Origin of the sequence: Candidatus Pantoea bituminis (assembly GCF_018842675.1) — a bacterium.
GTDB lineage: Bacteria > Pseudomonadota > Gammaproteobacteria > Enterobacterales > Enterobacteriaceae > Pantoea > Pantoea phytostimulans.
On record NZ_JAGTWO010000004.1, the window covers coordinates 2,469,816 to 2,496,251 of the forward strand.

A 26,436-nucleotide genomic window follows, 5' to 3' on the forward strand; every position below is an offset into this window, starting at 1 on the left:
TTTGGACGTTGGCTCGCAAAAAGAATTTAAAGCAAAAAAAACGACATCCTAAGATGTCGTTTATGCGATTCGGTATCGGCTTAACCGTAGATATTTGCACGATCACGCAATTCTTTGCCTGGCTTGAAGTGGGGAACATACTTACCTTCCAGATCCACTTTGTCACCCGTTTTAGGGTTACGGCCCGTGCGCGGTGCGCGATAATGCAATGAAAAGCTGCCGAATCCCCGGATTTCAATGCGTTCGCCCTGTGCCAACGTTGTGGCCATGTGCTCAAGCATTTCTTTTACCGCATCCTCAACGACTTTCGCCGGTATATGAGTATGCTGGCCCGCCAGTCTTTCAATGAGTTCTGACTTGGTCATTTAACCTCCGGTTAATCCCTATTGGAATGTATGACAGCCTTTTACCGAAACCGGGCGGTTTCCCGCCCGGTGCGTTAAGACGATTACTCGCCTTTCGCCGCTTTGAACGCTTCAGCCATAGCGCTAGAGAAGTTGCTTTCTTCCTGTTTGGTGTTAACAGTATTGATAGCTTCTTTCTCGTCAGCCTGGTCTTTCGCACGAACAGACAGGCTAACTACGCGGTTTTTACGATCAACACCGGTGAATTTAGCTTCAACATCGTCGCCAACATTCAGAACCAGAGTTGCGTCTTCAACGCGGTCAAGCGAAGCTTCAGAAGCGCGCAGGTAACCTTCAACGCCGTCTGCTAATTCAACTGTAGCACCTTTAGCATCAACTGCAGTCACTTTACCGGTGACGATTGCACCTTTCTTATTCAAAGTGATGTAGTTGTTGAACGGATCTTCTGCCAGCTGTTTAACGCCCAGTGAGATACGCTCGCGCTCTGCATCAACCTGCAGTACAACAGCAGCGATTTCGTCGCCTTTTTTGTACTCACGAACGGCTTCTTCGCCAGTCGCGTTCCAGGAGATGTCAGACAGGTGAACCAGACCGTCGATGCCGCCGTCCAGGCCGATGAAGATACCGAAGTCAGTGATTGACTTGATTTTACCTTCAACGCGATCGCCTTTGTTGTGGGTCTCTGCGAACTGCTGCCATGGGTTAGATTTGCACTGCTTCAGACCCAGGGAGATACGACGACGCTCTTCATCGATGTCCAGAACCATAACTTCAACCACATCGCCTACGTTTACAACTTTAGACGGATGGATGTTTTTGTTGGTCCAGTCCATTTCTGAAACGTGTACCAGACCTTCAACGCCTTCTTCGATTTCAACGAAGCAGCCGTAATCAGTCAGGTTGGTAACACGACCAGTCAGCTTGGTGCCTTCTGGATAGCGCTTAGCGATAGCAACCCATGGATCTTCGCCCAGCTGTTTCAGGCCCAGAGACACACGAGTACGCTCGCGGTCGAACTTCAGCACTTTAACAGTGATTTCGTCGCCCACGTTCACGATTTCGCTTGGATGCTTAACGCGTTTCCACGCCATATCAGTGATATGCAGCAGGCCGTCAACGCCACCCAGATCAACGAATGCACCGTAGTCAGTAAGGTTCTTAACGATACCTTTAACTTCCATGCCTTCCTGCAGGTTTTCCAGCAGCTGATCGCGCTCAGCACTGTTCTCAGATTCGATAACAGCACGACGTGAAACCACGACGTTGTTACGCTTCTGATCAAGCTTGATTACTTTGAATTCAAGCTCTTTGCCTTCCAGGTGCAGAGTGTCGCGAACTGGACGTACGTCAACCAGTGAACCTGGCAGGAACGCACGAATACCGTTCAGCTCAACAGTGAAGCCGCCCTTGACTTTGCCGTTGATAACACCGGTAACAGTTTCTGCTTCTTCGTAAGCTTTTTCCAGCGTGATCCAAGCTTCGTGACGTTTAGCTTTCTCACGGGACAGCAGGGTTTCACCGAAGCCGTCTTCTACTGCGTCCAGAGCAACGTCAACTTCGTCGCCAACCTGGATTTCCAGTTCGCCGGCTGCGTTCTTGAACTGCTCTGCAGGAATTGCAGATTCAGATTTCAGGCCCGCATCAACCAGAACTACGTCTTTGTCAATTGAGACAACAACGCCACGAACGATGGAACCCGGGCGGGTTTCGATTTCTTTCAGGGATTCTTCAAATAGTTGAGCAAAAGATTCAGTCATATTGATAATCTTCAGGATTCTTCAATTTAACGTCCATCTGACTTCATGTCGGATGGGGTTGTTTCACATGCCCAGCACCGGGTCCTTGGTACAGGGTTATTAAATTCTGTCACACCGAGATATTAAATGCCCAATTTTTCACGAGCATATTTCAATGCTTTATCGATAACTTGCTCGATAGACATTTGCGTTGAGTCCAGAACCAAAGCATCTTGCGCAGGAACTAAAGGCGCAATTGCACGGTTGCGATCACGATCATCGCGCTCTTTTATCTCGGCTAAAAGGCGATCAAAGTTAACATTAAAGCCCTTCTCCTGCAACTGTAGCATACGGCGGTGAGCACGTTCTTCCGAACTTGCATCCAGGAAGATTTTTACCGGTGCATCTGGGAAAACAACGGTTCCCATGTCACGTCCGTCGGCGATCAATCCCGGCGCTTCGCGAAAACCGCGCTGACGTCGCAGCAGAGCCTCACGAACACGTGGAAAAGCCGCAACACGCGAAGCGGTATTACTCACTTCCTGAGTACGGATTTCACCGGTTACCTCTTCTCCTTCAAGGATGACCTGCATTTCTCCACTTTGCGATACAAAGCGCACATCAAGGTGAGCGGCAATCGGAACCAGCGCTTCTTCTGATTCAATATCAACTTGATGGTGTAATGCAGCCAGCGCCAGAACACGATAAATCGCGCCCGAGTCAAGCAGATGCCATTGCAAGGATTCAGCCATCGCTTTGCACAGGGTGCCTTTTCCCGCACCGCTTGGTCCATCAATAGTTATAACCGGGGCAGTCGCCGTCATTATTCTCTCCTGTTACCGCGCGTCTTTTGGCTTTTGAGCCCTAATAATGGCAAGCATTATACGCGGCCTGAGCCAGCTTAGTTACCCCTTAGCGTAGACGGCGTTAGAAATTACAGGTAAATCAGAGGATTTCTGGCGAGGCACTGCCATTTAAAGAAGGAATCCGACGCATGGAACGTCGGATTATGACTATCAGGCGTTATGACTAATCTTAGCCAACTGTTCGAAATAATCAGGGAACGTTTTAGCCGTACAACCTGGATCGAGGATGGTTACTGGTGTATCGGAGAGCGCCACCAGTGAAAAACACATTGCCATGCGGTGATCGTTATATGTACCAATGTCAGCATGTGTTAATGAGGTTGGCGGCGTGATACGGATGTAATCATGGCCCTCTTCAACTTCAGCTCCCACTTTGCGTAATTCAATCGCCATTGCGGCCAAACGGTCGGTTTCTTTTACACGCCAGTTGTAAATATTACGCAGCTGGGTTGTACCTTCTGCAAATAATGCAGCAGTAGCAATAGTCATTGCCGCATCGGGAATATGGTTCATATCCATATCAATAGCCTGCAATTTTCCAGCGGTGCAGGCAATGTAATCATCGCCCCATTCAACGTGCGCGCCCATTTTTTCCAGCACATCCGCAAAATGAATATCGCCCTGCACACTGTTACGGCCAATGCCTGTAACGCGCACCGTGCCACCTTTAATGGCTGCCGCAGCCAGGAAATAAGAAGCCGACGAGGCATCGCCTTCAACCAGATAGTCGCCTGGCGACTGGTACTGTTGTTGACCTTTAATGATGAAACGCTGGTAACCTTGGTTTTCAACATCAACCCCAAAGCTGCGCATCAGATGCAAAGTGATATCAATATAAGGCTTAGAAACCAGCTCGCCTTTAATATTGATAGAAGTATCCTGCTCGGCCAGGGGTGCCGTCATTAGCAATGCGGTTAAAAACTGGCTGGATACACTTCCGTCGACACTGACTTCACCACCCGTAAACCCACCTTGCAGATGAATTGGAGGATAATTATTGTTTTCAAGGTAGTCGATTTTTGCTCCGCCCTGACGTAAAGCATCAACCAAGTGTCCAATTGGGCGCTCTTTCATACGAGGCTCACCCGTCAATACAACATCTTGCTGGCCCAGGCAGAGTGCGGCTGCAAGCGGACGCATTGCTGTACCCGCGTTCCCTAAAAATAACTCCAGTGGTTCAGACGAGAGTAGCGGCCCTGCGTTTCCCGTGACTTCACAAACAGTACGATCATCAGAAAGAGAGTAACTCACACCCAGCGCTTTAAGCGCATTCAGCATGTGCTTGATATCATCGCTGTCGAGCAGATTAGTCAGTCGGGTAGTGCCTTTTGCCAGTGCAGCCAGTAACAATGCACGGTTCGACACGCTTTTAGAGCCAGGCAAGTTAACGGTACCGTCAACGCGTGCAATGGGTTGTAAAGTCAGGGAGTCCTGCATGTGAAACGAAATCCTCAAAAAATACGAAAACCCCGCCTGACGACGGGGTCTGGTGCCAACATTCAGGCTGGCATGTCATTGATAATCAGCCGTGGCGACGTTCAAAATCAATCATGAAATCGGTTAAGGCTTTGACACCCTCTAAAGGCATTGCATTGTAAATGGAGGCTCGCATGCCGCCTACAACACGATGGCCTTTCAGAGCATGCAAGCCAACTTTCAATGACTCATCCAGAAAGACTTTATCCAGCGATGCATCAGCTAACTGGAATGGAATATTCATGCGTGAACGGTTTTTAGTCGCGACATCATTGCGATAAAAATCACTCTTGTCGATCAGGCCATACAGCAAGTCAGCTTTAGCTTGATTGATCTTATCTATCTCACCTACGCCGCCCTTCTCTTTTAGCCATTTAAAGACCAGACCTGAAAGATACCAGGCAAAGGTTGGCGGTGTATTAAACATTGAACCATTTTCCGCTAAAACCTGGTAATCAAGAATTGACGGAACGTAAGGGTGCGCTTTGCCTAACAAGTCTTCACGCACGATGACCAAGGTCAAACCTGCAGGCCCGACATTTTTTTGGGCGCCAGCGTAAATCACACCATAGCGATTAACATCGATAGGACGAGACAGGATGGTCGAAGAAAAATCGGCGACGACGATTTTATTACCAAAATCGGGTTGCTCATCAATAGCAATACCATCAATGGTTTCGTTAGGGCAAAAATGCACATAAGCCGCATCGTCACTCAGATCCCACTCGCTCATCGGCAAAATGGCCCGTTTGCCATCGAGTGTGGTTTTCACATCAAGCGTACGTGGTGAACAATATTTTTCGGCTTCTTTAATTGCGCTATGCGCCCAGTAGCCGCCGTCAACATAATCAGCGCTGGATGCATTTCCTAAGAGATTGCCGGGTATAGCAGCGAATTGTGCGCGTGCACCGCCGTGGCAGAATAAAACTTTGTAGTTAGCGGGTATTTTCAGCAGATCACGGAAGTCCTGTTCGGCTTCTTCTGCTACCTGCATAAACTCTTTACTGCGATGACTTATCTCCATTACGGAAGTACCCAAGCCATGCCAGTTTGTCAGTTCTTGTTCTGCACGACGGAGCACTTCTGCCGGCAGCATCGCTGGGCCGGAGCTAAAATTATAAACTTGCGTCATTTCCCCTCACCACTGTCATATCGAACGATTATGAATAACGTATCGGTTTTATCACTGCCTCTCGGTGGCTGCAATCACAAATCGGGCAGCCATCACATTTTCTGAATTTGCCGCTCGGGAGGTTATGTTAGTTATACAAAGCACAACGAAATATTATGAGGCTGCTCGAGTGTCATGATTTTACGGGTGGGTTAACAAAGGGAAGTGTGAAGAATAGCCAGGAGAAATTTATAACGCCTTAATAGCGAACAAGCAGTAAAGTCCGTATCATTGCGCGCTTTACGCACACCTAAAACAGAGAGAGCGGCACCATGACGCAAACTTTTATCCCAGGCAAAGATGCCGCATTGGAAGATTCCATCACTCGCTTCCAGCAGAAACTGCAGGACCTTGGTTTTAATATTGAAGAAGCCTCTTGGCTAAATCCTGTCCCGCATGTCTGGTCTGTACATATTCGTGACCGTGATTGCCCCCTTTGCTTTACCAATGGTAAAGGTGCCAGCAAAAAAGCGGCTTTGGCTTCCGCTTTAGGTGAATATTTCGAGCGCCTCTCAACCAACTACTTTTTTGCTGACTTCTGGTTAGGACATTCCATCGCGAATGGCGATTTTGTCCATTATCCCAATGAGAAATGGTTCCCGTTACCTGTAGACGATACTCTCCCTGAAGGCATTCTTGATAATCGCCTTCGTGCTTTCTACGATCCCGACAATGCGCTGGTTGGTTCTGAACTCATCGATTTGCAGTCAGGCAACAGCGAGCGCGGTATCTGCGCCCTGCCATTTACTCGCCAGTCCGATCAAGAAACCGTCTATATCCCGATGAACATTATCGGCAATCTCTACGTTTCAAACGGGATGTCTGCTGGTAATACTGCGAATGAAGCTCGCGTTCAGGGTTTGTCAGAAGTCTTTGAGCGTTACATTAAAAATCGCATCATAGCCGAGGCGATCAGCCTGCCCGCCATTCCAGATGAAGTTATGCAGCGTTACCCAGGCGTGATTGAAGCTATCGCTCGCCTTGAAGACGAAGGTTTTCCAATTTTTGCTTATGATGCCTCGCTGGGCGGTAAATATCCGGTCATCTGTGTCGTCTTGTTCAACCCGGAAAATGGGACTTGTTTTGCCTCTTTCGGTGCTCACCCAGATTTTGGTGTTGCGCTTGAGCGTACCGTAACCGAGTTATTACAAGGCCGTAGCCTGAAAGATTTAGATGTCTTTACACCTCCAACATTCGATGATGAAGAAGTGGCAGAACATGCCAACTTAGAAACGCACTTTATTGATTCAAGTGGTTTAATTTCATGGGATATGTTCAAAGAAACAGCAGACTATCCTTTCGTTGACTGGAAATTTGACGGCACTACCGAGCAAGAGTTCGACACGTTAATGGCAATTTTCCGCAGCGAAAATCAGGAAGTCTATATTGCCGACTATGAACATTTAAGTGTTTATGCTTGCCGCATTATTGTGCCTGGCATGTCTGATATTTATCCAGCAGAAGATTTGTTGCTGGCCAATAACAGCATGGGTGCTGGCATTCGTGAAACGTTATTGGCTTTGCCAGAAAGCAACTGGAATCCAGAGGAATATTTGGATTTGATCGCCCATCTGGATGAAGAAGGCTTTGACGATTTTACTCGCGTCCGCGAGCTACTGGGTTTGGCAACCGGAAAAGATAATGGTTGGTATACGCTGCGCATCGGGGAACTTAAGGCGATGTTAGCATTGGCGGGCGGTGATTTAGATCAGGCACTGATCTGGACTGAATGGACGATGGAGTTTAACAGCTCAATCTTCACGCCAGAGCGTGCAAACTACTATCGCTGCTTGCAAACTCTCTTACTGCTGGCAATGGAAGATGAGCGTGATCCGCTTCAGTATCATCATGCCTTCACTCGTATGTATGGCGCAAAAGCGGTTGAAGCTGCCTCAGCAGCAATCAGTGGCGAAGCACCGTTTAATGGACTGCAACCCGTTGATAATGACTTGAAAGCTTTTCCGGCACATCAGTCATTACTTGCTGCCTACGAAAAGTTGCAAAATGCCAAGCGTCTTTATTGGCAAAATAAATAATCACTGCTGTTTTGTGATTTATAAAAAACGCTAAAAACGAAATTTAGGCACTGATATTTTGAAGTGCCTTTTTTTCAAATCGCCTCAAGAATTCGGTGTGAAAAATAAAACCATCCTATTGAAAAAGCACTCTTTCATTTAACACCTTACTATCAATTCAAAAACATTCTTGTCGTATAAAAAGCACCATTAAAATAAATTAAAAAAATATTTTATATTTTAAAAATATTTTTTATCTTTGTTTTCAAGAGATTGAATGAAACAAACAGTCATTTATTACCTTCAAAATCCCATCGCCTCGGCAAACATGATCCATATCAATTTCTAACCTATACTCCTTTGTTACTATTTTCACAGACATCTTTTGGAGAGAGTTAGTGTGAAAGCTGACAACCCTTTTAATTTATTGCTACCAGCCGCAACGGCAAAAGTTGCTGAAGAAGCCGGGGTTTATAAAGCAACCAAACATCCTTTTACGACTTTCTTCTTAGCCATAACCGCTGGCGTTTTTATTTCAATTGCTTTCGTCTTTTATATTACTGCTACAACAGGCAGTGCCGGCATGTCGTATGGCGTCGCGAAACTGATTGGTGGTATCTGTTTTTCACTCGGTTTGATTCTCGTCGTAGTCGGCGGAGCAGACCTCTTTACCTCAACAGTATTAATTGTCGTTGCTAAAGCAAGCGGACGTATAAGCTGGGGGCAGCTAGCGCGTAACTGGATCAACGTTTATATCGGTAATTTGGTTGGTGCTCTGTTTTTCGTCGCATTGATGTGGTTTGCAAGCCAACACATGGCCGCCAACGGCGCATGGGGTATGAATGTTTTACAAACAGCCGACCATAAAATGCATCACACTTTTATCGAAGCCGTTTGTTTAGGGATCCTTGCTAACTTATTAGTCTGCCTGGCAGTTTGGATGAGTTATTCCGGTCGAACACTAACAGATAAAATAGTGGTGATGATTCTACCGGTTGCCATGTTTGTCGCCAGTGGCTTTGAGCACAGCATTGCAAACATGTTTCTGATTCCTTTCGCCATCGTCATTCGCGATTTTGCTGGTCCAGAGTTTTGGCAGGCAACCGGCGCCAGCGCATCGCAATTTCAAGCGCTTTCCGTCAATAACTTCATTTTCGACAATCTGATTCCAGTCACCCTTGGCAATATCATTGGTGGTGGTCTGCTGGTCGGGTTGACTTACTGGGTCATCTATTTACGTGACGGTGACTCGGTGCATTAACAGTATCCGGACGGCACAAGGTATTTCCTTATGCTTGAATGTGAAAGTCTTCTTAGATAAGGCAGGTATATCATGACCGAACTTAATGCAAAACTGGCTTCGGCCTGGGAAGGATTCGCTGAGGGCGAATGGCAAAATCGCGTCGACGTACGTGATTTTATTCAAAAAAACTACACGCCTTATGATGGTGATGAATCATTTCTTTCCGGCGCAACACAAGCAACCACTCAGCTGTGGGATAGCGTGCTGGAAGGCATCAAAATTGAAAACCGCACCCATGCGCCGGTAGATTTCGACACCGATCTTGCTTCTACTATTACTTCTCACGATGCAGGCTATATCAATAAGTCTTTAGAAAAAATTGTCGGCTTGCAGACTGAAGCACCACTAAAACGCGCCATCATCCCTTTTGGCGGCATCAAAATGGTCGAAGGGTCATGCAAAGTATATGGCCGTGAACTTGATGCCGGCCTGAAAAAAGTCTTTACCGAATATCGAAAAACGCATAACCAAGGCGTGTTCGATGTTTATACGCCGGACATTATGCGCTGCCGTAAATCAGGTATTTTGACAGGCTTACCTGATGCTTATGGTCGCGGCCGCATTATCGGTGATTATCGACGCGTAGCGCTGTATGGCATTGATTACTTGATGGCTGATAAATTCTCGCAATTTGCCTCTCTGCAAAATGACCTTGAAAATGGCGTCAACCTCGAAGCAACCATTCGTTTGCGTGAAGAGATTTCAGATCAACATCGCGCATTAGGTCAGATCAAAGAGATGGCGGCTAAATATGGCCACGACATCTCGGGTCCGGCAACCAATGCAATCGAAGCTGTTCAGTGGACCTATTATGGCTATTTGGCCGCTGTTAAATCACAGAATGGTGCAGCCATGTCTTTTGGCCGCGTTTCGACATTCCTTGATGTCTATATCGAACGCGATCTGCAAGCTGGCAAGTTAAATGAAGAGCAGGCTCAAGAACTGATTGACCATTTGGTGATGAAACTGCGTATGGTGCGTTTCCTTCGTACACCAGAATATGATGAGCTTTTCTCGGGTGATCCTATCTGGGCAACTGAATCCCTCGCCGGTATGGGTGTAGATGGACGTACGCTGGTCAGCAAAAGTACTTTCCGCTTCCTGAATACGCTTTACACCATGGGACCTTCACCAGAACCGAATATGACCATCTTGTGGTCAGAAAAATTACCCATCAACTTTAAAAAATACGCAGCTAAAGTTTCCATCGATACGTCATCTTTGCAGTATGAAAATGATGATTTGATGCGCGCAGATTTCGACAATGATGACTACGCCATCGCCTGTTGTGTAAGCCCGATGATTGTTGGCAAGCAAATGCAGTTCTTTGGCGCACGCGCCAATCTGGCTAAAACGCTGCTTTATGCAATCAATGGCGGCGTTGATGAAAAACTGAAAATGCAGGTAGGCCCGAAAGGCGACAAAATTACCGATGATGTGTTGGATTTCGACACCGTCATGGAGCGTCTTGATCACTTCATGGATTGGCTGGCCAAACAGTATGTTACTTCACTGAACATTATCCATTACATGCATGATAAGTACAGCTATGAAGCATCGTTGATGGCGCTGCATGATCGTGACGTTTACCGCACCATGGCTTGTGGTATCGCAGGCTTGTCAGTAGCAGCAGACTCATTGTCCGCGATTAAATATGCCAAAGTGAAACCGGTTCGCGATGAAGACGGTTTGGCGATCGATTTCGACATTGAAGGTGAATATCCGCAGTTTGGTAACAATGACTCACGTGTGGATGATTTGGCCTGTGATTTAGTAGAACGCTTCATGAAAAAATCCAGAAGCTGTCAACTTATCGTAATGCGGTGCCAACTCAATCAGTTCTGACTATTACGTCAAACGTGGTTTACGGTAAGAAAACCGGTAACACACCCGATGGTCGTCGTGCTGGCGCGCCATTCGGGCCGGGTGCTAACCCAATGCATGGACGCGATCAGAAAGGCGCGGTTGCTTCTTTGACTTCCGTAGCGAAACTCCCCTTTGCCTACGCTAAAGATGGTATTTCTTACACCTTCTCTATCGTGCCAAATGCGCTGGGTAAAGACGATAACGTACGTAAAGCTAACCTGGCAGGTTTGATGGATGGTTACTTCCATCATGAGGCTGACATTGAAGGCGGCCAACATCTTAATGTGAATGTGATGAACCGTGAAATGTTGTTAGACGCTATGGAGCATCCAGAAAAATATCCGCAGCTCACCATTCGTGTTTCGGGTTATGCGGTTCGCTTTAACTCGCTGACAAAAGAGCAGCAGCAAGACGTGATTACGCGTACCTTCACGCAGTCACTTTAAAAATTCAGCTTTAAAATCGTTAAAAAGGCTCCTTTTGGAGCCTTTTATACAAAGTCTGCTTTGGTTGCTCTCTTAACAGGAAGCAACCAAAATTGATTTAATGTTTTAAGCGCGACAAAGATTGTGCTGCCTGCTTCAGCAGGCCTACCTGGAGAATACATCGCAATGTCAATCACCGGTCGTATCCACTCATTCGAATCGTGCGGTACCGTTGATGGTCCCGGCATCCGCTTCATCACTTTCTTTCAAGGCTGCTTGATGCGCTGCCTTTATTGCCACAACCGTGATACCTGGGACACCCATGGTGGTAAAGAGATCACAGTGGAAGAATTGATGGCGGATGTTTTATCGTACCGCCATTTCATGAACGCATCGGGAGGCGGAGTAACCGCATCGGGCGGCGAAGCGATTCTACAGGCAGAATTTGTCCGTGATTGGTTTCGGGCCTGTCAGGCTGAAGGCATTCATACCTGCCTTGACACCAATGGGTTTGTGCGTCGTTATGATCCGGTTATAGATGAATTGTTAGATGCAACCGATCTGGTGATGCTCGATCTGAAGCAAATGAATGATGATATACACCAGAACCTGGTGGGTGTTTCTAACCACCGTACGCTCGACTTTGCTCGCTATTTGCAGAAGAAAGACAAGCGAACGTGGATACGCTTTGTCGTGGTTCCTGGGTATTCCGATGATGATGATTCGGTTCATCGCCTTGGCGAGTTTACTAAGGATATGCAGAATGTTGAGAAAATCGAACTGCTTCCCTACCACGAACTGGGCAAACACAAATGGATTGCCATGGGTGAAGAGTACAAACTTGACGGTGTAAAACCCCCGTCAAAAGAGACTATGGAACGCGTAAAAAACATTCTTGCGAGCTACGGTCACAACGTCATGTACTAACTGACACGCACAAAAAAGGAGCAATTCGCTCCCTTTTTCATGTCTATGACCCGATTTTAGGCATGTGCCACGGGTGTTGCCTGCTGATCGGCTTTGCGCAGCAGCATCACTAAGTAAACCAGCGCAACCGCCGCTATCATAACAAACAGCAAACGGTCAGAGTAATTTTGCATCAGCATAGCTGTCATGCTGGGACCCGCGAGACTGCCCGCCGTATAACTCATCAGTAACGCTTGGTTCATTGCAACAAGCTCATGATGGGCAACGGTTTCGCATGCCCATGACATCGCGACCGGATAAAGCGTAAAACCCGCCAGTCCCAGTACGAACAGCGCAGGTGCCATTGCAGCATTTGCTAACATAGCAATCGCACCGAGAATGACCACAAAGACCTGAACCCGCAGGACTAACATGCGACCAAAGCGATCGGCAAGTTTGCCTACTGGCCACTGTCCCACAATACCTGCGCTTACCAGCAATGCCATCCAGTATCCGACGTTCGCATCGCTCATGCCTTGATGTGAGAGATACAGCGGCATCAGGCCATATAGTGAGCCTAATAAGATGCCAGAAATAATGCAGCCGTTGATACCCAGGCGAGAATTGCGACGACGCAACATCGGCCAGATACGACCTGGCGCCGCTTCAGCTGATTCGCTTTCTGAAGAAACACGCGTGAAAATCAAGGGTAATACGGCGCAAATAACCAGCGCTGTAACCCAAGGGATAACACTCAGAACTTCAGTCGAAACTTTACTCACCAGCAACTGCCCAGCGACCGTACCGAGATAGTAAACAATCATATAAGCGGCAAGAAGTTGACCACGGTTACGTACCGTACCGCTGCACAGTAATGCGCTCTCTACTACGACCCACATTAATGCGCAGCCGACGCCAGCAATAAAACGCAACGAAGTCCAGGCCCAAAAACCATCAAGCAGCACAAGACACACTGTGGCCACCGCAAATAACAGCGTGGCGAAATAGTAGCTCCGATTAAAACCGTGCTTTTTAATTAACCATCCCGCTAAAAGCGTGCCCGCTAAATTACCGGTGTAATAGGAGGAACTGACCATGCCTACTTGCCATGTAGCCAGCAAGTCATGCGTGAGCCACAACGGGACGAGCGTGTTAAGTACTGCTATTGAAACCGTCATTAACAGCAAGCCGCAAAGCAGCAACATCACAGGACGTGACCAGGTAGACATAGTGGATAAAACCAAAAGAAATGAAGGAAATTGCGCGCAGTTTGCCATTGCCTTTTTTAAAGTCAACGGCAAAAAAAGGTGCAGCACATTTTGCTGCTTAACAATTTAATTTACTAATCTTCAGTAGGTTACAGCGCGGTTAATGATGCTATAGAATTTTTCTATCTCTATGAATAATGAGATTATTAAGCTTTACGATGAATAAAGCGTCGATAACGTTTATTTGTGATAAGTTCCCGCTGCTAACTAACTTAATTGCCGTTCTAAAGGCATAAAAAAACCCGGCAAAAACCGGGTTCTGTTTATCTGGAATTTATCAGCCGATGAATTCAATCCCTTTCATATAAGGGCGCAGTACTTCGGGTACCGCAATGCGACCATCAGCCTGTTGATAGTTTTCCAGGACCGCAACTAATGTACGGCCTACCGCCAGTCCAGAACCGTTCAGGGTATGAACCAGGCGCGGCTTTTTCTCTTGCTTGCTACGGCAGCGAGCTTGCATGCGACGTGCCTGGAAATCACCCATGTTCGAGCAGGAAGAGATCTCACGATAGGTATCTTGCGCAGGCAACCATACTTCGAGGTCATAAGTTTTGGTTGAACCAAAGCCCATGTCGCCAGTACACAACAACACTTTACGATAAGGGAGATTCAGCAACTGCAGAACTTTCTCAGCGTGGCCTACCAACTCTTCAAGCGCATCCATGGAAGTTTCAGGCGCCACAACCTGCACCATTTCAACTTTGTCGAACTGATGCATACGAATCAAACCACGCGTATCGCGGCCATAAGAACCCGCTTCCGAACGGAAACAAGGTGTATGGGCTGCCAGTTTGATTGGCAACGTTTCTTCTTCAAGAATTTCGTCGCGAACCAGGTTGGTTAATGGCACTTCAGCGGTAGGAATCAGAGCATAATTACTGCTGTCTGATTCTTCTTCCAGCGGCTTAGTGTGAAACAGATCTTCGCCAAATTTTGGTAACTGACCGGTGCCATATAACGTCTCATGGTTGACGAGATAAGGCACGTAAGTTTCAAGATAACCATGCTGCTCGCTATGAAGATCAAGCATGAACTGGCTAAGTGCACGGTGCAGTCGAGCGATTTGACCTTGCATCACGACAAAACGTGAACCGGTAAGTTTAACCGCTGCAGCAAAATCCAGACCTTTTGCTGCTTCACCGAGCTCAACATGATCTTTTACCTGAAAATCAAACTGGCGCGGCTCGCCCCAGCGGCTGACTTCCTGGTTTTCAGTTTCATCTTTGCCCAGCGGAACCTCATCTGCAGGCAGATTAGGTAGCGCCAGCGCGAAATCGCGAATTTGGTTTTGCAGCTCATCCAGCTCTGCTTTTGCAGCATCCAGACGTTCACCCAGCACATTGACTTCCAGACGCAGCGGCTCGATATCTTCCCCACGGGATTTGGCCTGACCGATAGATTTGGATCGAGAATTACGCTCGGCTTGCAGATTTTCAGTTTCGACCTGCAGCACTTTACGACGCTCTTCAAGGGAGCGCAGCGTATCCACATCCAGTTTAAATCCTCGGCGTGCCAGTTTTTCTGCGACTGCGTCTGGCTCATTACGCAGCAGATTGGGATCGAGCATGCTTATCCTGTGTAATTAAAGTTGATTGAATGAAGGGACGTGCTCCAGCTGGAACACGTTGAAATCCTTGCCCACATTACCGCAACGTCTGTTTTAGCGGTAGCGTTTTGTCGGGCTATTTTGATCCTGCTCAGCAAGCCAGGCGAGCTTTTCGCCAATTTTACCTTCGAGGCCACGCGAAGTTGGACGGTAATAGCGCGTTTGGGCCATTTCAGGTGGAAAGTAGACTTCACCTGCAGCATACGCATTCACTTCATCGTGCGCGTAACGGTACTCTTTGCCGAGTCCCATCTCTTTCATCAACTTGGTCGGCGCATTGCGCAAATGCTCAGGCACATCATAATCCGGGTTATCACGCGCATCGCGCATCGCAGCTTTAAAAGCTGTATAAACAGCGTTGCTTTTTGGCGCACAAGCGAGATAAACAATCGCCTGAGCAATGGCACGTTCCCCTTCTGCTGGACCGACGCGAGTAAAGCAATCCCAGGCAGCGATGGCGACCTGCATGCCACGCGGATCAGCATTCCCCACATCTTCAGAAGCGATTGCCAGCAGTCGACGTGCGATATAAAGCGGGTCGCCGCCTGCAGTAATAATGCGAGCGTACCAATACAACGCTGCATCCGGGGCAGAACCGCGAATTGATTTATGCAGCGCTGAAATCAGATCGTAAAAGCGATCGCCTTTATTATCGAAACGCGCTGCACGTTCACCTGACACCTCATTGAGTAACTGCGGCGTGAGTTCTCGCAGACCTGATGCATTGGCTTCCGCCATATCCGCCATCATTTCAAGCGTATTTAAGGCGCGCCGAGCGTCGCCATTCACCAGTTCAGCAATCATGCGGCGAGTATTATCAGGCAATACAATGTCACTGTTGCCATAACCTCGCTCTTTATCCTGCATGGCTTGATTCAGAACCTGTTCAATATCATCACTGGATAAAGATTTAAGAAGATATACGCGTGCGCGTGATAACAGCGCCGAATTCAGTTCAAACGACGGGTTTTCAGTGGTGGCGCCAATAAAGGTAATGGTGCCATCTTCAATGTGCGGCAAAAAAGCGTCTTGCTGGCTTTTATTAAAACGATGCACTTCATCGACAAACAGGATGGTACGCCGTCCAACTTGCTTACTTTGACGTGCTCGCTCAATCGCCTCACGAATCTCTTTAACGCCCGACGTCACGGCTGAAATACGTTCAACGTCGGCGTTACCATAATGCGCAATAATTTCTGCTAGCGTGGTTTTACCTGTGCCCGGTGGCCCCCAAAGAATCATTGAGTGCAGATGACCGGCTTCGATAGCGCGTGGCAACGGTTTACCCGCTGCCAGCAGATGTTGCTGACCAATGTACTGTTTCAATGTTTCTGGCCGCATACGTGCGGCCAGAGGTTTAAAATCTTCGGTGGAAAAATCCAGAGACAGAGTACTCACCGCAACCTCACTGACGTTGATCGTCCACCGTTACGCCTTTAGGCGGTGTGAACGTAAATTTGTCCGGGCTTATCGCACCGTTTTTTGGCTCTTCAGCTGATAGTTACTGCGTTGACCATCTTGCTCAATAGCGCTGAACTGATTAATGGTGCCAGCCGGAGTCACAGTAATAGTGAACTGCTTTAAGTTGCCGTCGCTGTTTTTCGGCGTCAACGCAAACTCATCACCTTGCTGTTTGATATTGTATTGCTGCCAGTCGCTGGATTGGTTACGCGCAATCAGCATGAAGGGTGTGTTGCTGGTTGCATCTTTCAACAAGCTAACCGTGGCTTGTTCAACAAATGGATTATAGAACCACAGCGACTTACCATCAGAAATGATGACGCTTTCATCCGGGGCGGTCATGTGCCAGTTAAACAGGCTGGGACGTTTCACCCACAATTCACCTTCACCGTCCTGAACATTTGCACCGGTGCCGTCTGTAACTTTTTGAGTAAAGCTGGCATGAAAGCTGCTGACTTTATTAAGACGCTGTTGCAGGTCACTTGAAGCATCAGCCAACACGCTGGCAGAAGCGAAAGAGGCCATCAGGCCAAAAGCAATTACACGTAATTTCATCTGCTTCAATTCCTTATCTTCTCGTTTCCCATTGATAACTGCATTAAGCCTGGCTGCAATCCTGCTTTTTAGACAGGAGAAAAAACCGAAAGCATAGTCTGATATGGGGATGATCTGCTGATAAACAATGAGCCAGTCTAAACTGGCTCATTGTTGCTGTTTCCATGCGTGTTTTTATCCGAACTACATTTCGTGCGGCGGCGGCGCTAACACTTCGCGATTGCCGTTGTGTGCCGGAGGAGAAACAATGCTTTGCGCTTCCATCTGCTCAATAATGCGCGCCGCACGGTTATAACCAATGCGGAACTGACGTTGAACACCTGAAATTGACGCACGACGTTTATCCACCACAAAGGCGACTGCCTGATCAAACAGCGGATCGAGCTCTTCGTCGCTGTCCATTCCGCCGCCACCACTTTCATTCTCTTCGCCAGCGGTGATGCTTTCGATGTATTGTGGGCGACCGCGCGCTTTCCAGTCCTGAACAACGGCATGCACTTCCTGGTCGCGAACAAATGCGCCATGAACACGCACCGGCATTGAAGAGTTAGGCGGCATATAAAGCATGTCACCCATCCCCAACAGTGACTCAGCACCGGCCTGATCAAGAATGGTACGTGAATCAATTTTGCTCGATACCGTAAAGGCGATACGGGTTGGAATGTTCGCCTTAATCAAGCCGGTAATCACGTCAACGGAAGGACGTTGCGTTGCCAGCACCAGATGGATACCTGCGGCACGGGCTTTTTGCGCCAGGCGGGCAATAAGCTCTTCCACTTTTTTACCGACGGCCATCATCAAATCGGCAAATTCATCCACCAGAACCACAATGTAAGGCAGTTTTTCCAACACCGGCGGTGTCATATCCATGCTATCGCCCGGCTTCCAGAATGGATCGGGTATTGGACGGCCCATGGCTTCAGCTTGCTCAACTTTCTCGTTGTAACCCGCCAGATTACGCACACCCAAAGCAGACATCAGCTTATAACGGCGCTCCATCTCGCCCACACTCCAGCGCAGCGCATTAGCGGCGTCCTTCATGTCTGTAACCACTTCGGTTAACAGATGCGGAATGCCTTCATAGACGGACAACTCCAGCATTTTCGGGTCAATCATGATGAAGCGCACCTCTTCAGGCGTCGCTTTATAAAGCATACTGATAATCATGGCGTTAACGCCCACAGACTTACCAGAACCGGTTGTACCCGCTACCAGCAAGTGCGGCATCTTAGCCAGATCCGCGACCACCGGTTGCCCTGCAATATCTTTACCTAACACGATCGCCAGCGGAGAAGGATTATCGCGGAATTTTGCGCAATCCAGCACTTCACGGAGATAAACCGTCTGGCGATGTTTATTGGGTAACTCCAGTCCGACATATGGCTTGCCCGGAATCACTTCAACTACACGCACCGCCACTGCAGAAAGCGAGCGAGCCAGGTCTCGTGAAAGATTTGAGATTCGCGCCGCTTTTACACCAGGTGCCAGATCCAGTTCGAAACGCGTAATGACTGGACCAGGCGAAATGCCAACCACTTCCGCTTTTACGCGGTAATCGCCCAAGCGAGACTCCACCAGCCGCGCCGTTTGCTCCAGCATAAACATATCCACCGGCTCTTCCTCTTCTGGCGGAGCCGTCAGCAGATCGAGCGTTGGGAGTGGCGTGGACGGTTTCTCCAACGGGTGTTCATGACGCATCAGGAAGGGATGAATCAGGCTGTCATGCACTGAAGGTTTCGCTTCTTCGACCGCTGGCGTTGGCACTGGCGCAGCATAAGAAGAATGTGCAGCCGGAACCGGAGGCTGAACTGGCGCAGCAAAAGTTGAAGGCGCTTCTGGCACCGGAACCTGTGCGGGTGCCTGGGGCGCAGAAACTTCTGCCACTTGCTGCCACGGCTCATGCGAAACCGCAGGTTCTTCTGGCTCTGGCGTAGCAGCAATGGTGAACAGAGGCTCGGTTGGGCCATCATCGATGAGATCTTTCATTGGAGAAAAATCAAAGGCGGAAGCCGTATCCAGATTAAATACGGGTGCCGCAGGCGCTTCACGCTCAGGCACATAACGCTGCTGCTGTTGTTCAGCAAACTGACGGGCGAGCGAGGCTTGCTGTAACGCTTCTTCATCCTCTTCATCTTGCTGCCAGCTTTCGCCATAGCGTTGCTGTTGTCCAGACTGGAACGCTTCACGCAGTTCTGCCTGCTGCAATGCTTCTTCGTCTTCTGGCGCCCAGATGGCATTTTGTTCAGAAGATGCGGCTGACTGAACCGTGCTCGACTCTTCCGCTTTAGCTTTTTCTTCCGCCATGCGTTGTGAGGGTAATTTGATGCCGTAAGAGGCTAATTCACGACGCGTCGGCAACTTAACCGGATTAGGACGGGGCAACGAAGGCCCGATCCCTTGTTTGACCTGCGGGTTAGGATTCACTTCTGGCGCAAGGTCAAATGTAGGGGTTGTTCTTGTTGCAACGGATGCAGCGGCTGTCGCTGCTACTCGCGTTACTGCGGAAGGCGTTTCTGGCATTGAAGATGCGCTTTCACGCCAGTTGCCCATCTTCGGCTCGTTATCTTCAAAGGCGGTAAACGGCGGTGCTTGAGCAGGTTTATCTTCTGGAATTTCAAAACGATAAAGCGGCGGCGACGCTTCTGGTGCAGTCTGAACCTGAGGTTGACCATTGTTTATCGGTGCAGAAACCTGTGCTGCTACGGCAGGTGCAACTGTTGATGGCACAGCAACCGAAGAAACTGGCGCAACGGCAGGTAATGGCGCTAATTCGACGTGCGCTGCTTCCACAGTTGTAGCAACAGCTGCGCTGGTTGCTGCAGCCGCTTTCGCTAACAAGGGATCCTGGTTTGACAAGAGAACATCTTCAGCTGAGACATCTTCTTCAGCGGGCACGCTTTCAGCAGCCACATTACGTGGCGCCGCCAGCAAAATATCCTCTTCATCGTCATTATGCTGAATAGCACGTGAACGGGAGGTCGATGCGTGTTCAGCCTCATACTCTTCGTCTTCTTGCCATGGCTCATCGTGGCGCGATCGGTTGCTGGCAAAGGTTAATACACCCATGACCACACCCCCAATGCGCTCCGCAATGGTCAGCCATGACCAACCGGTGTAGAGCGTGACACCCGCTGCCCAGACACACAGCAATGCTAACGTTCCACTCGCAGGATTTAACCAAGGCGCCATGGCATTACTGACCAGGCTGCCGATCACACCGCCGGAAGCGAAATACCAAATATCATCAGCATTCAAAGCAGCCATGCCGCAGGTGGTGACTACCAGCGCCAAAACACCAATCAAACGCAGGCCAACCGCGAAATAGTCGAAGTAGTCTTGATTGTCACGCTGACGAAAAGCGATCCAACACAGCCCCAGAATGACCGGCGGAATGGCGTAAGCCATCACACCAAAAATGAAAAGTAAGGTGTCAGCAAGCCAGGCGCCAACGCTGCCGCCAATGTTGTGAATGGGTTCATGCCAGGCCGTTTGCGACCAGCTTGGATCGGAAGGATTAAAACTGACCAATGAAACCATCAAATAAATGGCAAAAAGCGCCACCAGGATGAGCAACGCTTCGAGTAGACGGCGTCCACTGCTCAGCGATTGTAACGAAACGTCTTTATCTTCTGTGTATTCCTGGCTCAAGAGAACTCTCCAGGTGCCTGTAAAGTATGAAGCAACAGCGTCGGGCACTCCCGACGCTGGTCCTGTATGAATTCACAGGAGTGTACCGAAATCCCACAGGTTTTGCACCTGCCCCGCATCAGCGAGTTTTGATCACCAGACGATTGCTCTGTTTGACCTCTTCCATCACCACATAAGTACGCGTGTCGTTAACGCCTGGCAGACGCAACAAGGTTTCGCCCAACAGTTTGCGATAGGCAGACATGTCAGGTACACGCGTTTTAAGCAGGTAGTCGAAATCACCCGAAACGAGGTGACACTCTTGAGTTTCCTCAAGTTTTTGTACAGCGGCGTTAAATTGCTCAAACACATCTGGCGCGCCACGATTCAGAGTAATCTCAACGAACACCAGCAGTGATGCATCCAGATAATGCGGGTTTAATTGTGCGGTGTAGCCCAGGATAAAACCTTGACGCTCAAGGCGGCGCACACGCTCAAGACACGGCGTAGGCGATAATCCTACGCGTTTGGAAAGTTCCACGTTTGAAATACGACCATCTTTCTGCAGTTCATTCAGAATATTTCTGTCGATTCTGTCGAGGTCTTTCCCGGGGCGTTTCTTATTGTCTACCATTATTATTGTCTCTCTTAATTCCTTCCCTTTACCTGCCACGCCCTGAAAACGCTCATTGTTCGGGGCATTTTTGAAGTGAAGTTGTAGAGCCTGTGCGTTAAGGCACTCATCCGCATGACGCATGTTGTCTGTCCACATCATGCGTCATTACCAATGTCAGGCTGCTTTTATTCGGTGTTGCGCGCAAAACGAGGCATTAAACCCTGTTTTGATCCGATTAACATTCTTCGCTTCTGACACTGTTTTCGCAAATGCGCAGGCGATTGTCAAAGTAAAATGTCCAAATCCAGTACAAGATGCCAGACAGTCCTCTGGGTAACTGTTTTTAAATGAGTATTTTTGAACAGCTGCACCACAAAAGCCGATTTTTGCCCCCTTTTGGCGCAAAGGAGAGGCGGAAACTATCATCATCGTCTACGCCATTTGCAGCTATCGTTAACAAAATCGTGCAAGCCTTGTCATTCCATCAGGATATTCCCTACAATCGCAGGCTATGTCAGCCGAATGAAACTGAGGAAAGCATGAGTACGGCAAAACACAGTAAGTTACTCATTCTGGGCTCCGGTCCAGCGGGTTATACCGCAGCCGTTTACGCTGCACGCGCCAACCTGAATCCGGTTTTAATTACTGGGCTTGAAAAAGGCGGTCAGTTAACCACCACGACAGAAGTTGAAAACTGGCCGGGTGACCCGCACGATCTGACAGGTCCATCTCTGATGGAACGCATGCATGAGCATGCTGAGAAATTTAATACTGAAATCATTTTTGACCACATTCACACTGTCGATTTACAGAATCGTCCTTTCCGTTTGACTGGTGACAGCGCTGAATACACCGCTGATGCGCTGATCATCGCCACTGGCGCCTCTGCACGTTACCTTGGTCTGCCGTCGGAAGAAGCGTTTAAAGGCAAAGGCGTTTCAGCCTGCGCAACCTGTGATGGTTTCTTCTACCGCCAGCAGAAAGTCGCGGTTATTGGCGGCGGTAATACCGCCGTGGAAGAAGCGCTTTATCTCGCCAATATCGCTTCTGAAGTGCACCTGATTCATCGTCGTGACAGCTTCCGTGCAGAGAAGATTCTGATTGATCGACTGATGGAAAAAGTGAGTAGCGGGAATATTGTTCTGCATACTCACCGCACGCTGGATGAAGTGGTGGGCGATCAGATGGGCGTTACCGGTTTAACATTGCGCTCCACGCTCAACGAGCAAGAAACTGAAGCGCTGGATGTCGCAGGTCTGTTTGTGGCCATTGGTCACAGCCCGAACACCGCCATCTTTGATGGACAGCTGGATCTGGAAAATGGTTACATCAAAGTCCAGTCTGGTCTGCATGGTAACGCGACCCAAACCAGCATTCCGGGCGTATTTGCCGCAGGTGATGTCATGGATCATATCTATCGTCAGGCTATTACTTCAGCGGGTACCGGTTGTATGGCTGCGTTGGATGCAGAACGTTATCTCGACGGTTTGGTTAAAAACGATCGATAAGTTATTCATTTCCTGATCGTAATCAATAAAGGCGACTGTTTTTCAGTCGCCTTTTTTATTGTCGCCATGCTAGATTCATGCGCCTATAGAAGCAGGAAACGTCCTGATTCTGCATTCGCCTTTGGCATTCTCCACGGTATCGCATGAACAAATCGCGGCAACAGCATCTTACCCGCTGGCTTCGCCAGCAACGCAGTCACGCTGGACGATGGTTGCGACTGACCACGCTGCTGGGTTTTGCCAGCGCGCTGGTTATTATTGCTCAAGCCTGGCTAATGGCCTCATTGCTGCAAGCGCTGATTATTGAACAACAATCACGCGATACGCTGCTGACCCATTTCGTGCTGTTACTGCTGTGCTTTGTCCTGCGCGCGGCATTAAATTATGCTCGGGAACAGGCTGGGTTTCGTGCTGGCCAGGCCATTCGTCAGGCCCTTCGAAAGCAGATCATTGATCGTCTGGCTGTACTGGGTCCCGCCTGGATTCAGGGGAAACCGGCTGGCAGTTGGGCAACGTTATTACTTGAGCAAATTGAAGATATGCAGGATTACTATGCACGCTATCTTCCTCAAATGACGCTTGCCGTACTTATCCCCTTTTGCATTCTGTTCACCCTCTTTCCTCTAAACTGGACCGCCGGCTTAATTCTGTTTGTCACCGCGCCTTTGATTCCGCTGTTCATGGCCTTGGTCGGCATGGGAGCTGCTGATGCTAATCGTCGTAATTTCAGCGCGCTTGCACGACTGAGCGGCGATTTTCTTGATCGCCTGCGTGGGCGCGAAACGCTGCGCCTTTTTCATCGAGGCGAAGCGGAAAAAGAGGCTATTGCGGCTTCAACCACAGATTTTCGCCAGCGCACTATGGAAGTGCTGCGCCTTGCTTTTCTCTCTTCTGCCGTGCTGGAGTTTTTTGCTTCATTGGCTATTGCGGTGGTCGCGGTTTACTTTGGCTTTTCCTATTTAGGCGAACTGCATTTTGGCGATTATGGCCATGGCGTTACGCTTTTTACCGGTTTTTTAGTGCTGATATTAGCGCCTGAATTTTTTCAACCGCTGCGTGATCTCGGCACCTTTTATCATGCCAAAGCGCAAGCAGTTGGCGGCGCTGATGCGCTTGAAAAATTCATGCACGAAACACCGGACACCGTTGCCAATCAAGGAGAAAATCCTTTCGCGTCAAATGATTCGATTGAAGTCATGGCTGAAAACCTGCTGATTTGCGCGCCAAACGGAAAAACTTTGTGTGGCCCGTTAACCTTCCAGCTGCCAGCTAATCAACGCGTGGCACTGGTTGGGCAAAGTGGTGCAGGCAAGAGCGCATTAATGAATGCGTTACTGGGCTTTTTACCTTATCAAGGCTCTCTCCGCGTTAATGGGATGGAGTTACGCGATATTATTCGTGATAACTGGCACCAACATTTGGCTTGGGTCGGACAAAACCCCCATCTGCCGGCCTCGACAATTCGCGACAATATTTTGATGAATGAGTCTTATAGTGAAAGCCGTTTTACCGAGTTATTAAAAACCTGCGGAATAAACGAATTTCTACCGCGGCTGCCTCAGGGTCTGAAGACAATTCTGGGCGATGGCGGTACAGGTTTATCGGTTGGTCAGGCACAGCGCATCGCTGTTGCGCGCGCATTGTATAAACCAGCACGCTTGTTATTACTGGATGAACCCGCCGCCAGTCTTGATGCCCTTAGTGAATCGCTGGTCATGCAGGCGCTCAACCAAGCTGCCAGACAGCAAACTACGCTAATGATTACTCACCAACTCGATAATCTTAAGGAATGGGATGCAATTTGGGTGATGCAAAACGGACAGCTAATACAGCAAGGAAACTGGCATCAGCTAAGTGAACAATCCGGTGCGTTTAAACAGATGATGAAGCACCGTCAGCAGGAGATTTCCTGATGTCTGCATTGCATCCTTTCCTCCGTCTCTGGTTGCGCCATCCTTATCGCTTAGCCTTAGGCATGGCGTTAGCCATGATTACTTTGCTGGCCAGCATTGGCCTTCTTACTCTTTCTGGTTGGTTTCTGGCGGCGTCCTCAGTTGCGGGTTTTGCGGGACTCTACAGCTTCAACTACATGCTACCCGCGGCGGGTGTTCGCGGTGCTGCCATCATACGTACCGCTGCCCGTTATTTTGAACGCCTTGCGAGTCACGATGCCACTTTCCGCGTATTGCAACATCTGCGCGTGTTCACCTTTAGCCGCCTGATTGCCTTATCACCCGGTCAACTTGCTGATTTTCGTCAATCTGACCTGTTAAATCGTTTTGTTGGCGATGTAGATACGCTCGATCACCTTTATTTGCGTGTTATTTCCCCGCTAGCGGGTGCTTTTGTGGTCATTATGCTGGTCACGCCAGCACTCAGCCTGATTGACCTGCAATTAGCATTAATTTTGGGGGTATCATGTTAGCAACGCTGCTGCTTTTTCCGCCGCTTTTTTATCATCTTGGTGCACCAGCAGGCCGGGCAATCGCGCAAGGGCGTGTTCATTGGCGCATGCAGTTCATGCATTGGCTGAGCGGACAGGCGGAACTCACGCTCTATGGCGCAGCTTCCTCTTGGCGGAAACAGCTTAATGATCAAGAACAGCAGTGGCAGCAAGCACAGCGTCAACAGCAGCGCCTACACGCTTTAGCACAAAGCCTACTGTTGCTGATTAGCGGTTTTACCGTAACTCTTCTGCTTTGGGTCAGCGCAACGACAATTGAAGCACAGCAGTTACCGGGCTCCCTCATTGCGTTAGTGGTGTTTTGCGCGCTAGCCGCTTTCGAAGCGCTGGCACCGGTTGCTGGTGCGTTTCTGCCATTATCCCAGGTCATTACGGCTGCGCAACGCGTAAATGACATCATTGGTCGAGAGACTACGATAATTTTCCCTTCGGTTGCTGATGTCAGAACAGGTAGCCTTGAAGTCATCATCGAAAATCTTTATTTCTCTTATCCTGATCGACCCGACGCCGTGCTCAGCGATTTCTCCCTGAATATCCGGGCTGGCGAGCACATCGCTTTGCTCGGATCAACCGGTTGCGGTAAATCAACGTTGTTAGCCTTATTGACGCGCGCTTGGGAAAGTCAGCACGGCACCATAGCGCTCAATGATGTTGCGCTTCAGGCGTGGGATGAAGCGCAACTACGTCAGCGTATTAGCATGGTGACGCAGCGAGTCCATTTATTTAGTCAAACGCTGCGCGATAATTTGCTTATTGCTTCTCCAACCGCAACTGATGAAAAGCTCAAAGCAGTGCTGATTCAGGTCGAACTGCAATGTTTACTTGAGAACGATGAGGGCTTAAATGCCTGGCTTGGTGAAGGCGGACGCCCGCTTTCAGGTGGTGAACTGCGGCGTTTAGCCATTGCACGTGCACTTTTGCATGATGGCGATCTTTGGTTGCTCGATGAACCTACTGAAGGTTTAGATGTCAGTACGGAGCAACAAATTTTGACGTTGCTGAATCAGGTCACTCAGGGGAAAACGGTGATCATCGTTACCCACCGCCTGAGTGGCTTACATCTTATGGATCGCATCTGCGTAATGGAAAATGGTGCAATTATTGAGCAAGGCAGCCATAAGGAATTAATCTCAAAAACGGGTCGCTATTGGCGTTTCCAACAACGCTTTGCGCTATAGTTCTAGCGAATAGCTGACAGG

At 48.8% G+C, this 26,436-nt stretch carries 16 protein-coding genes and 3 pseudogenes; 7 read left to right on the top strand and 12 right to left on the bottom strand.

Annotated elements, in window-relative coordinates:
* Positions 1-80: 80 nt before the first annotated feature.
* The 5 genes from ihfB to serC form a co-directional block, all read right to left on the bottom strand.
* On the bottom strand, positions 81-365 hold the full coding sequence (gene ihfB / locus KQP84_RS15425; RefSeq protein ID WP_003849360.1) for an integration host factor subunit beta: 285 nt from the start codon (positions 363-365) through the stop codon (positions 81-83).
* An 83-nt stretch (positions 366-448) separates the two neighbouring features.
* On the bottom strand, positions 449-2,122 hold the full coding sequence (gene rpsA, locus KQP84_RS15430; protein ID WP_215847190.1) for a 30S ribosomal protein S1: 1,674 nt from the start codon (positions 2,120-2,122) through the stop codon (positions 449-451).
* A gap of 122 nt (positions 2,123-2,244) precedes the next feature.
* Positions 2,245-2,925, bottom strand: coding sequence for a (d)CMP kinase (gene cmk, locus KQP84_RS15435; protein ID WP_215847191.1), 681 nt, complete (start codon positions 2,923-2,925; stop codon positions 2,245-2,247).
* Between the two features lie 192 nt (positions 2,926-3,117).
* A complete protein-coding gene (gene aroA / locus KQP84_RS15440; RefSeq protein WP_215847192.1) occupies positions 3,118-4,404 on the bottom strand; it encodes a 3-phosphoshikimate 1-carboxyvinyltransferase in 1,287 nt (428 codons plus the stop codon).
* An 85-nt stretch (positions 4,405-4,489) separates the two neighbouring features.
* Entirely contained in the window at positions 4,490-5,575 is a 1,086-nt protein-coding gene (gene serC / locus KQP84_RS15445; protein WP_215847193.1) for a 3-phosphoserine/phosphohydroxythreonine transaminase, read from the bottom strand.
* A gap of 311 nt (positions 5,576-5,886) precedes the next feature.
* Between serC and ycaO the strand changes: the two genes are divergently transcribed.
* The 4 genes and pseudogenes from ycaO (at position 5,887) to pflA (ending at position 12,150) form a co-directional block, all read left to right on the top strand.
* Positions 5,887-7,650: a 30S ribosomal protein S12 methylthiotransferase accessory factor YcaO gene (ycaO, locus tag KQP84_RS15450; protein ID WP_215847194.1), complete on the top strand. Its 1,764-nt coding sequence runs from the start codon at positions 5,887-5,889 to the stop codon at positions 7,648-7,650.
* 379 nt (positions 7,651-8,029) lie between these two features.
* A complete protein-coding gene (focA, locus tag KQP84_RS15455) occupies positions 8,030-8,890 on the top strand; it encodes a formate transporter FocA (protein WP_215847195.1) in 861 nt (286 codons plus the stop codon).
* Positions 8,891-8,962: 72 nt separating this feature from the next.
* Positions 8,963-11,244: pseudogene (pflB, locus tag KQP84_RS15460) on the top strand (formate C-acetyltransferase).
* Positions 11,245-11,409: 165 nt separating this feature from the next.
* Positions 11,410-12,150, top strand: a complete 741-nt coding sequence (gene pflA, locus KQP84_RS15465; RefSeq protein WP_215847196.1) for a pyruvate formate lyase 1-activating protein — start codon at positions 11,410-11,412, stop codon at positions 12,148-12,150.
* A 56-nt stretch (positions 12,151-12,206) separates the two neighbouring features.
* On the opposite strand, the gene KQP84_RS15470 is transcribed toward pflA, so the two are convergent.
* From KQP84_RS15470 to KQP84_RS15500, 7 genes and pseudogenes are all read right to left on the bottom strand, one after another.
* Positions 12,207-13,358, bottom strand: a complete 1,152-nt coding sequence (locus KQP84_RS15470; protein WP_215847197.1) for an MFS transporter — start codon at positions 13,356-13,358, stop codon at positions 12,207-12,209.
* Between the two features lie 316 nt (positions 13,359-13,674).
* Positions 13,675-14,967 (bottom strand): serine--tRNA ligase, encoded by a 1,293-nt coding sequence (serS, locus tag KQP84_RS15475; RefSeq protein ID WP_215847198.1) that lies wholly within the window; start codon positions 14,965-14,967, stop codon positions 13,675-13,677.
* 93 nt (positions 14,968-15,060) lie between these two features.
* On the bottom strand, positions 15,061-16,404 hold the full coding sequence (locus tag KQP84_RS15480) for a replication-associated recombination protein A (protein WP_215847199.1): 1,344 nt from the start codon (positions 16,402-16,404) through the stop codon (positions 15,061-15,063).
* A gap of 7 nt (positions 16,405-16,411) precedes the next feature.
* A pseudogene (lolA, locus tag KQP84_RS15485) lies at positions 16,412-17,022 on the bottom strand (outer membrane lipoprotein periplasmic chaperone LolA).
* A 183-nt stretch (positions 17,023-17,205) separates the two neighbouring features.
* On the bottom strand, positions 17,206-20,670 hold the full coding sequence (locus tag KQP84_RS15490) for a DNA translocase FtsK 4TM domain-containing protein (protein ID WP_215847200.1): 3,465 nt from the start codon (positions 20,668-20,670) through the stop codon (positions 17,206-17,208).
* A 118-nt stretch (positions 20,671-20,788) separates the two neighbouring features.
* Positions 20,789-21,283 (bottom strand): leucine-responsive transcriptional regulator Lrp, encoded by a 495-nt coding sequence (gene lrp, locus KQP84_RS15495; RefSeq protein ID WP_006118610.1) that lies wholly within the window; start codon positions 21,281-21,283, stop codon positions 20,789-20,791.
* Positions 21,284-21,439: 156 nt separating this feature from the next.
* Complete coding sequence (locus tag KQP84_RS15500; RefSeq protein ID WP_215847201.1) at positions 21,440-21,694, bottom strand: hypothetical protein; 255 nt, start codon at positions 21,692-21,694, stop codon at positions 21,440-21,442.
* Between the two features lie 110 nt (positions 21,695-21,804).
* On the opposite strand from KQP84_RS15500, the gene trxB reads away from it, so the two are divergent.
* From trxB to cydC, 3 genes and pseudogenes are all read left to right on the top strand, one after another.
* The gene (gene trxB / locus KQP84_RS15505; RefSeq protein ID WP_215847202.1) at positions 21,805-22,773 is read left to right on the top strand and encodes a thioredoxin-disulfide reductase; all 969 of its coding nucleotides are present in this window, start codon (positions 21,805-21,807) and stop codon (positions 22,771-22,773) included.
* A 143-nt stretch (positions 22,774-22,916) separates the two neighbouring features.
* The gene (cydD, locus tag KQP84_RS15510) at positions 22,917-24,686 is read left to right on the top strand and encodes a heme ABC transporter permease/ATP-binding protein CydD (RefSeq protein WP_215847203.1); all 1,770 of its coding nucleotides are present in this window, start codon (positions 22,917-22,919) and stop codon (positions 24,684-24,686) included.
* Positions 24,686-26,415, top strand: a pseudogene (cydC, locus tag KQP84_RS15515) (heme ABC transporter ATP-binding protein/permease CydC). The gene cydD and the pseudogene cydC overlap by 1 nt, the downstream one beginning before the upstream one ends.
* Positions 26,416-26,436: the final 21 nt, after the last annotated feature.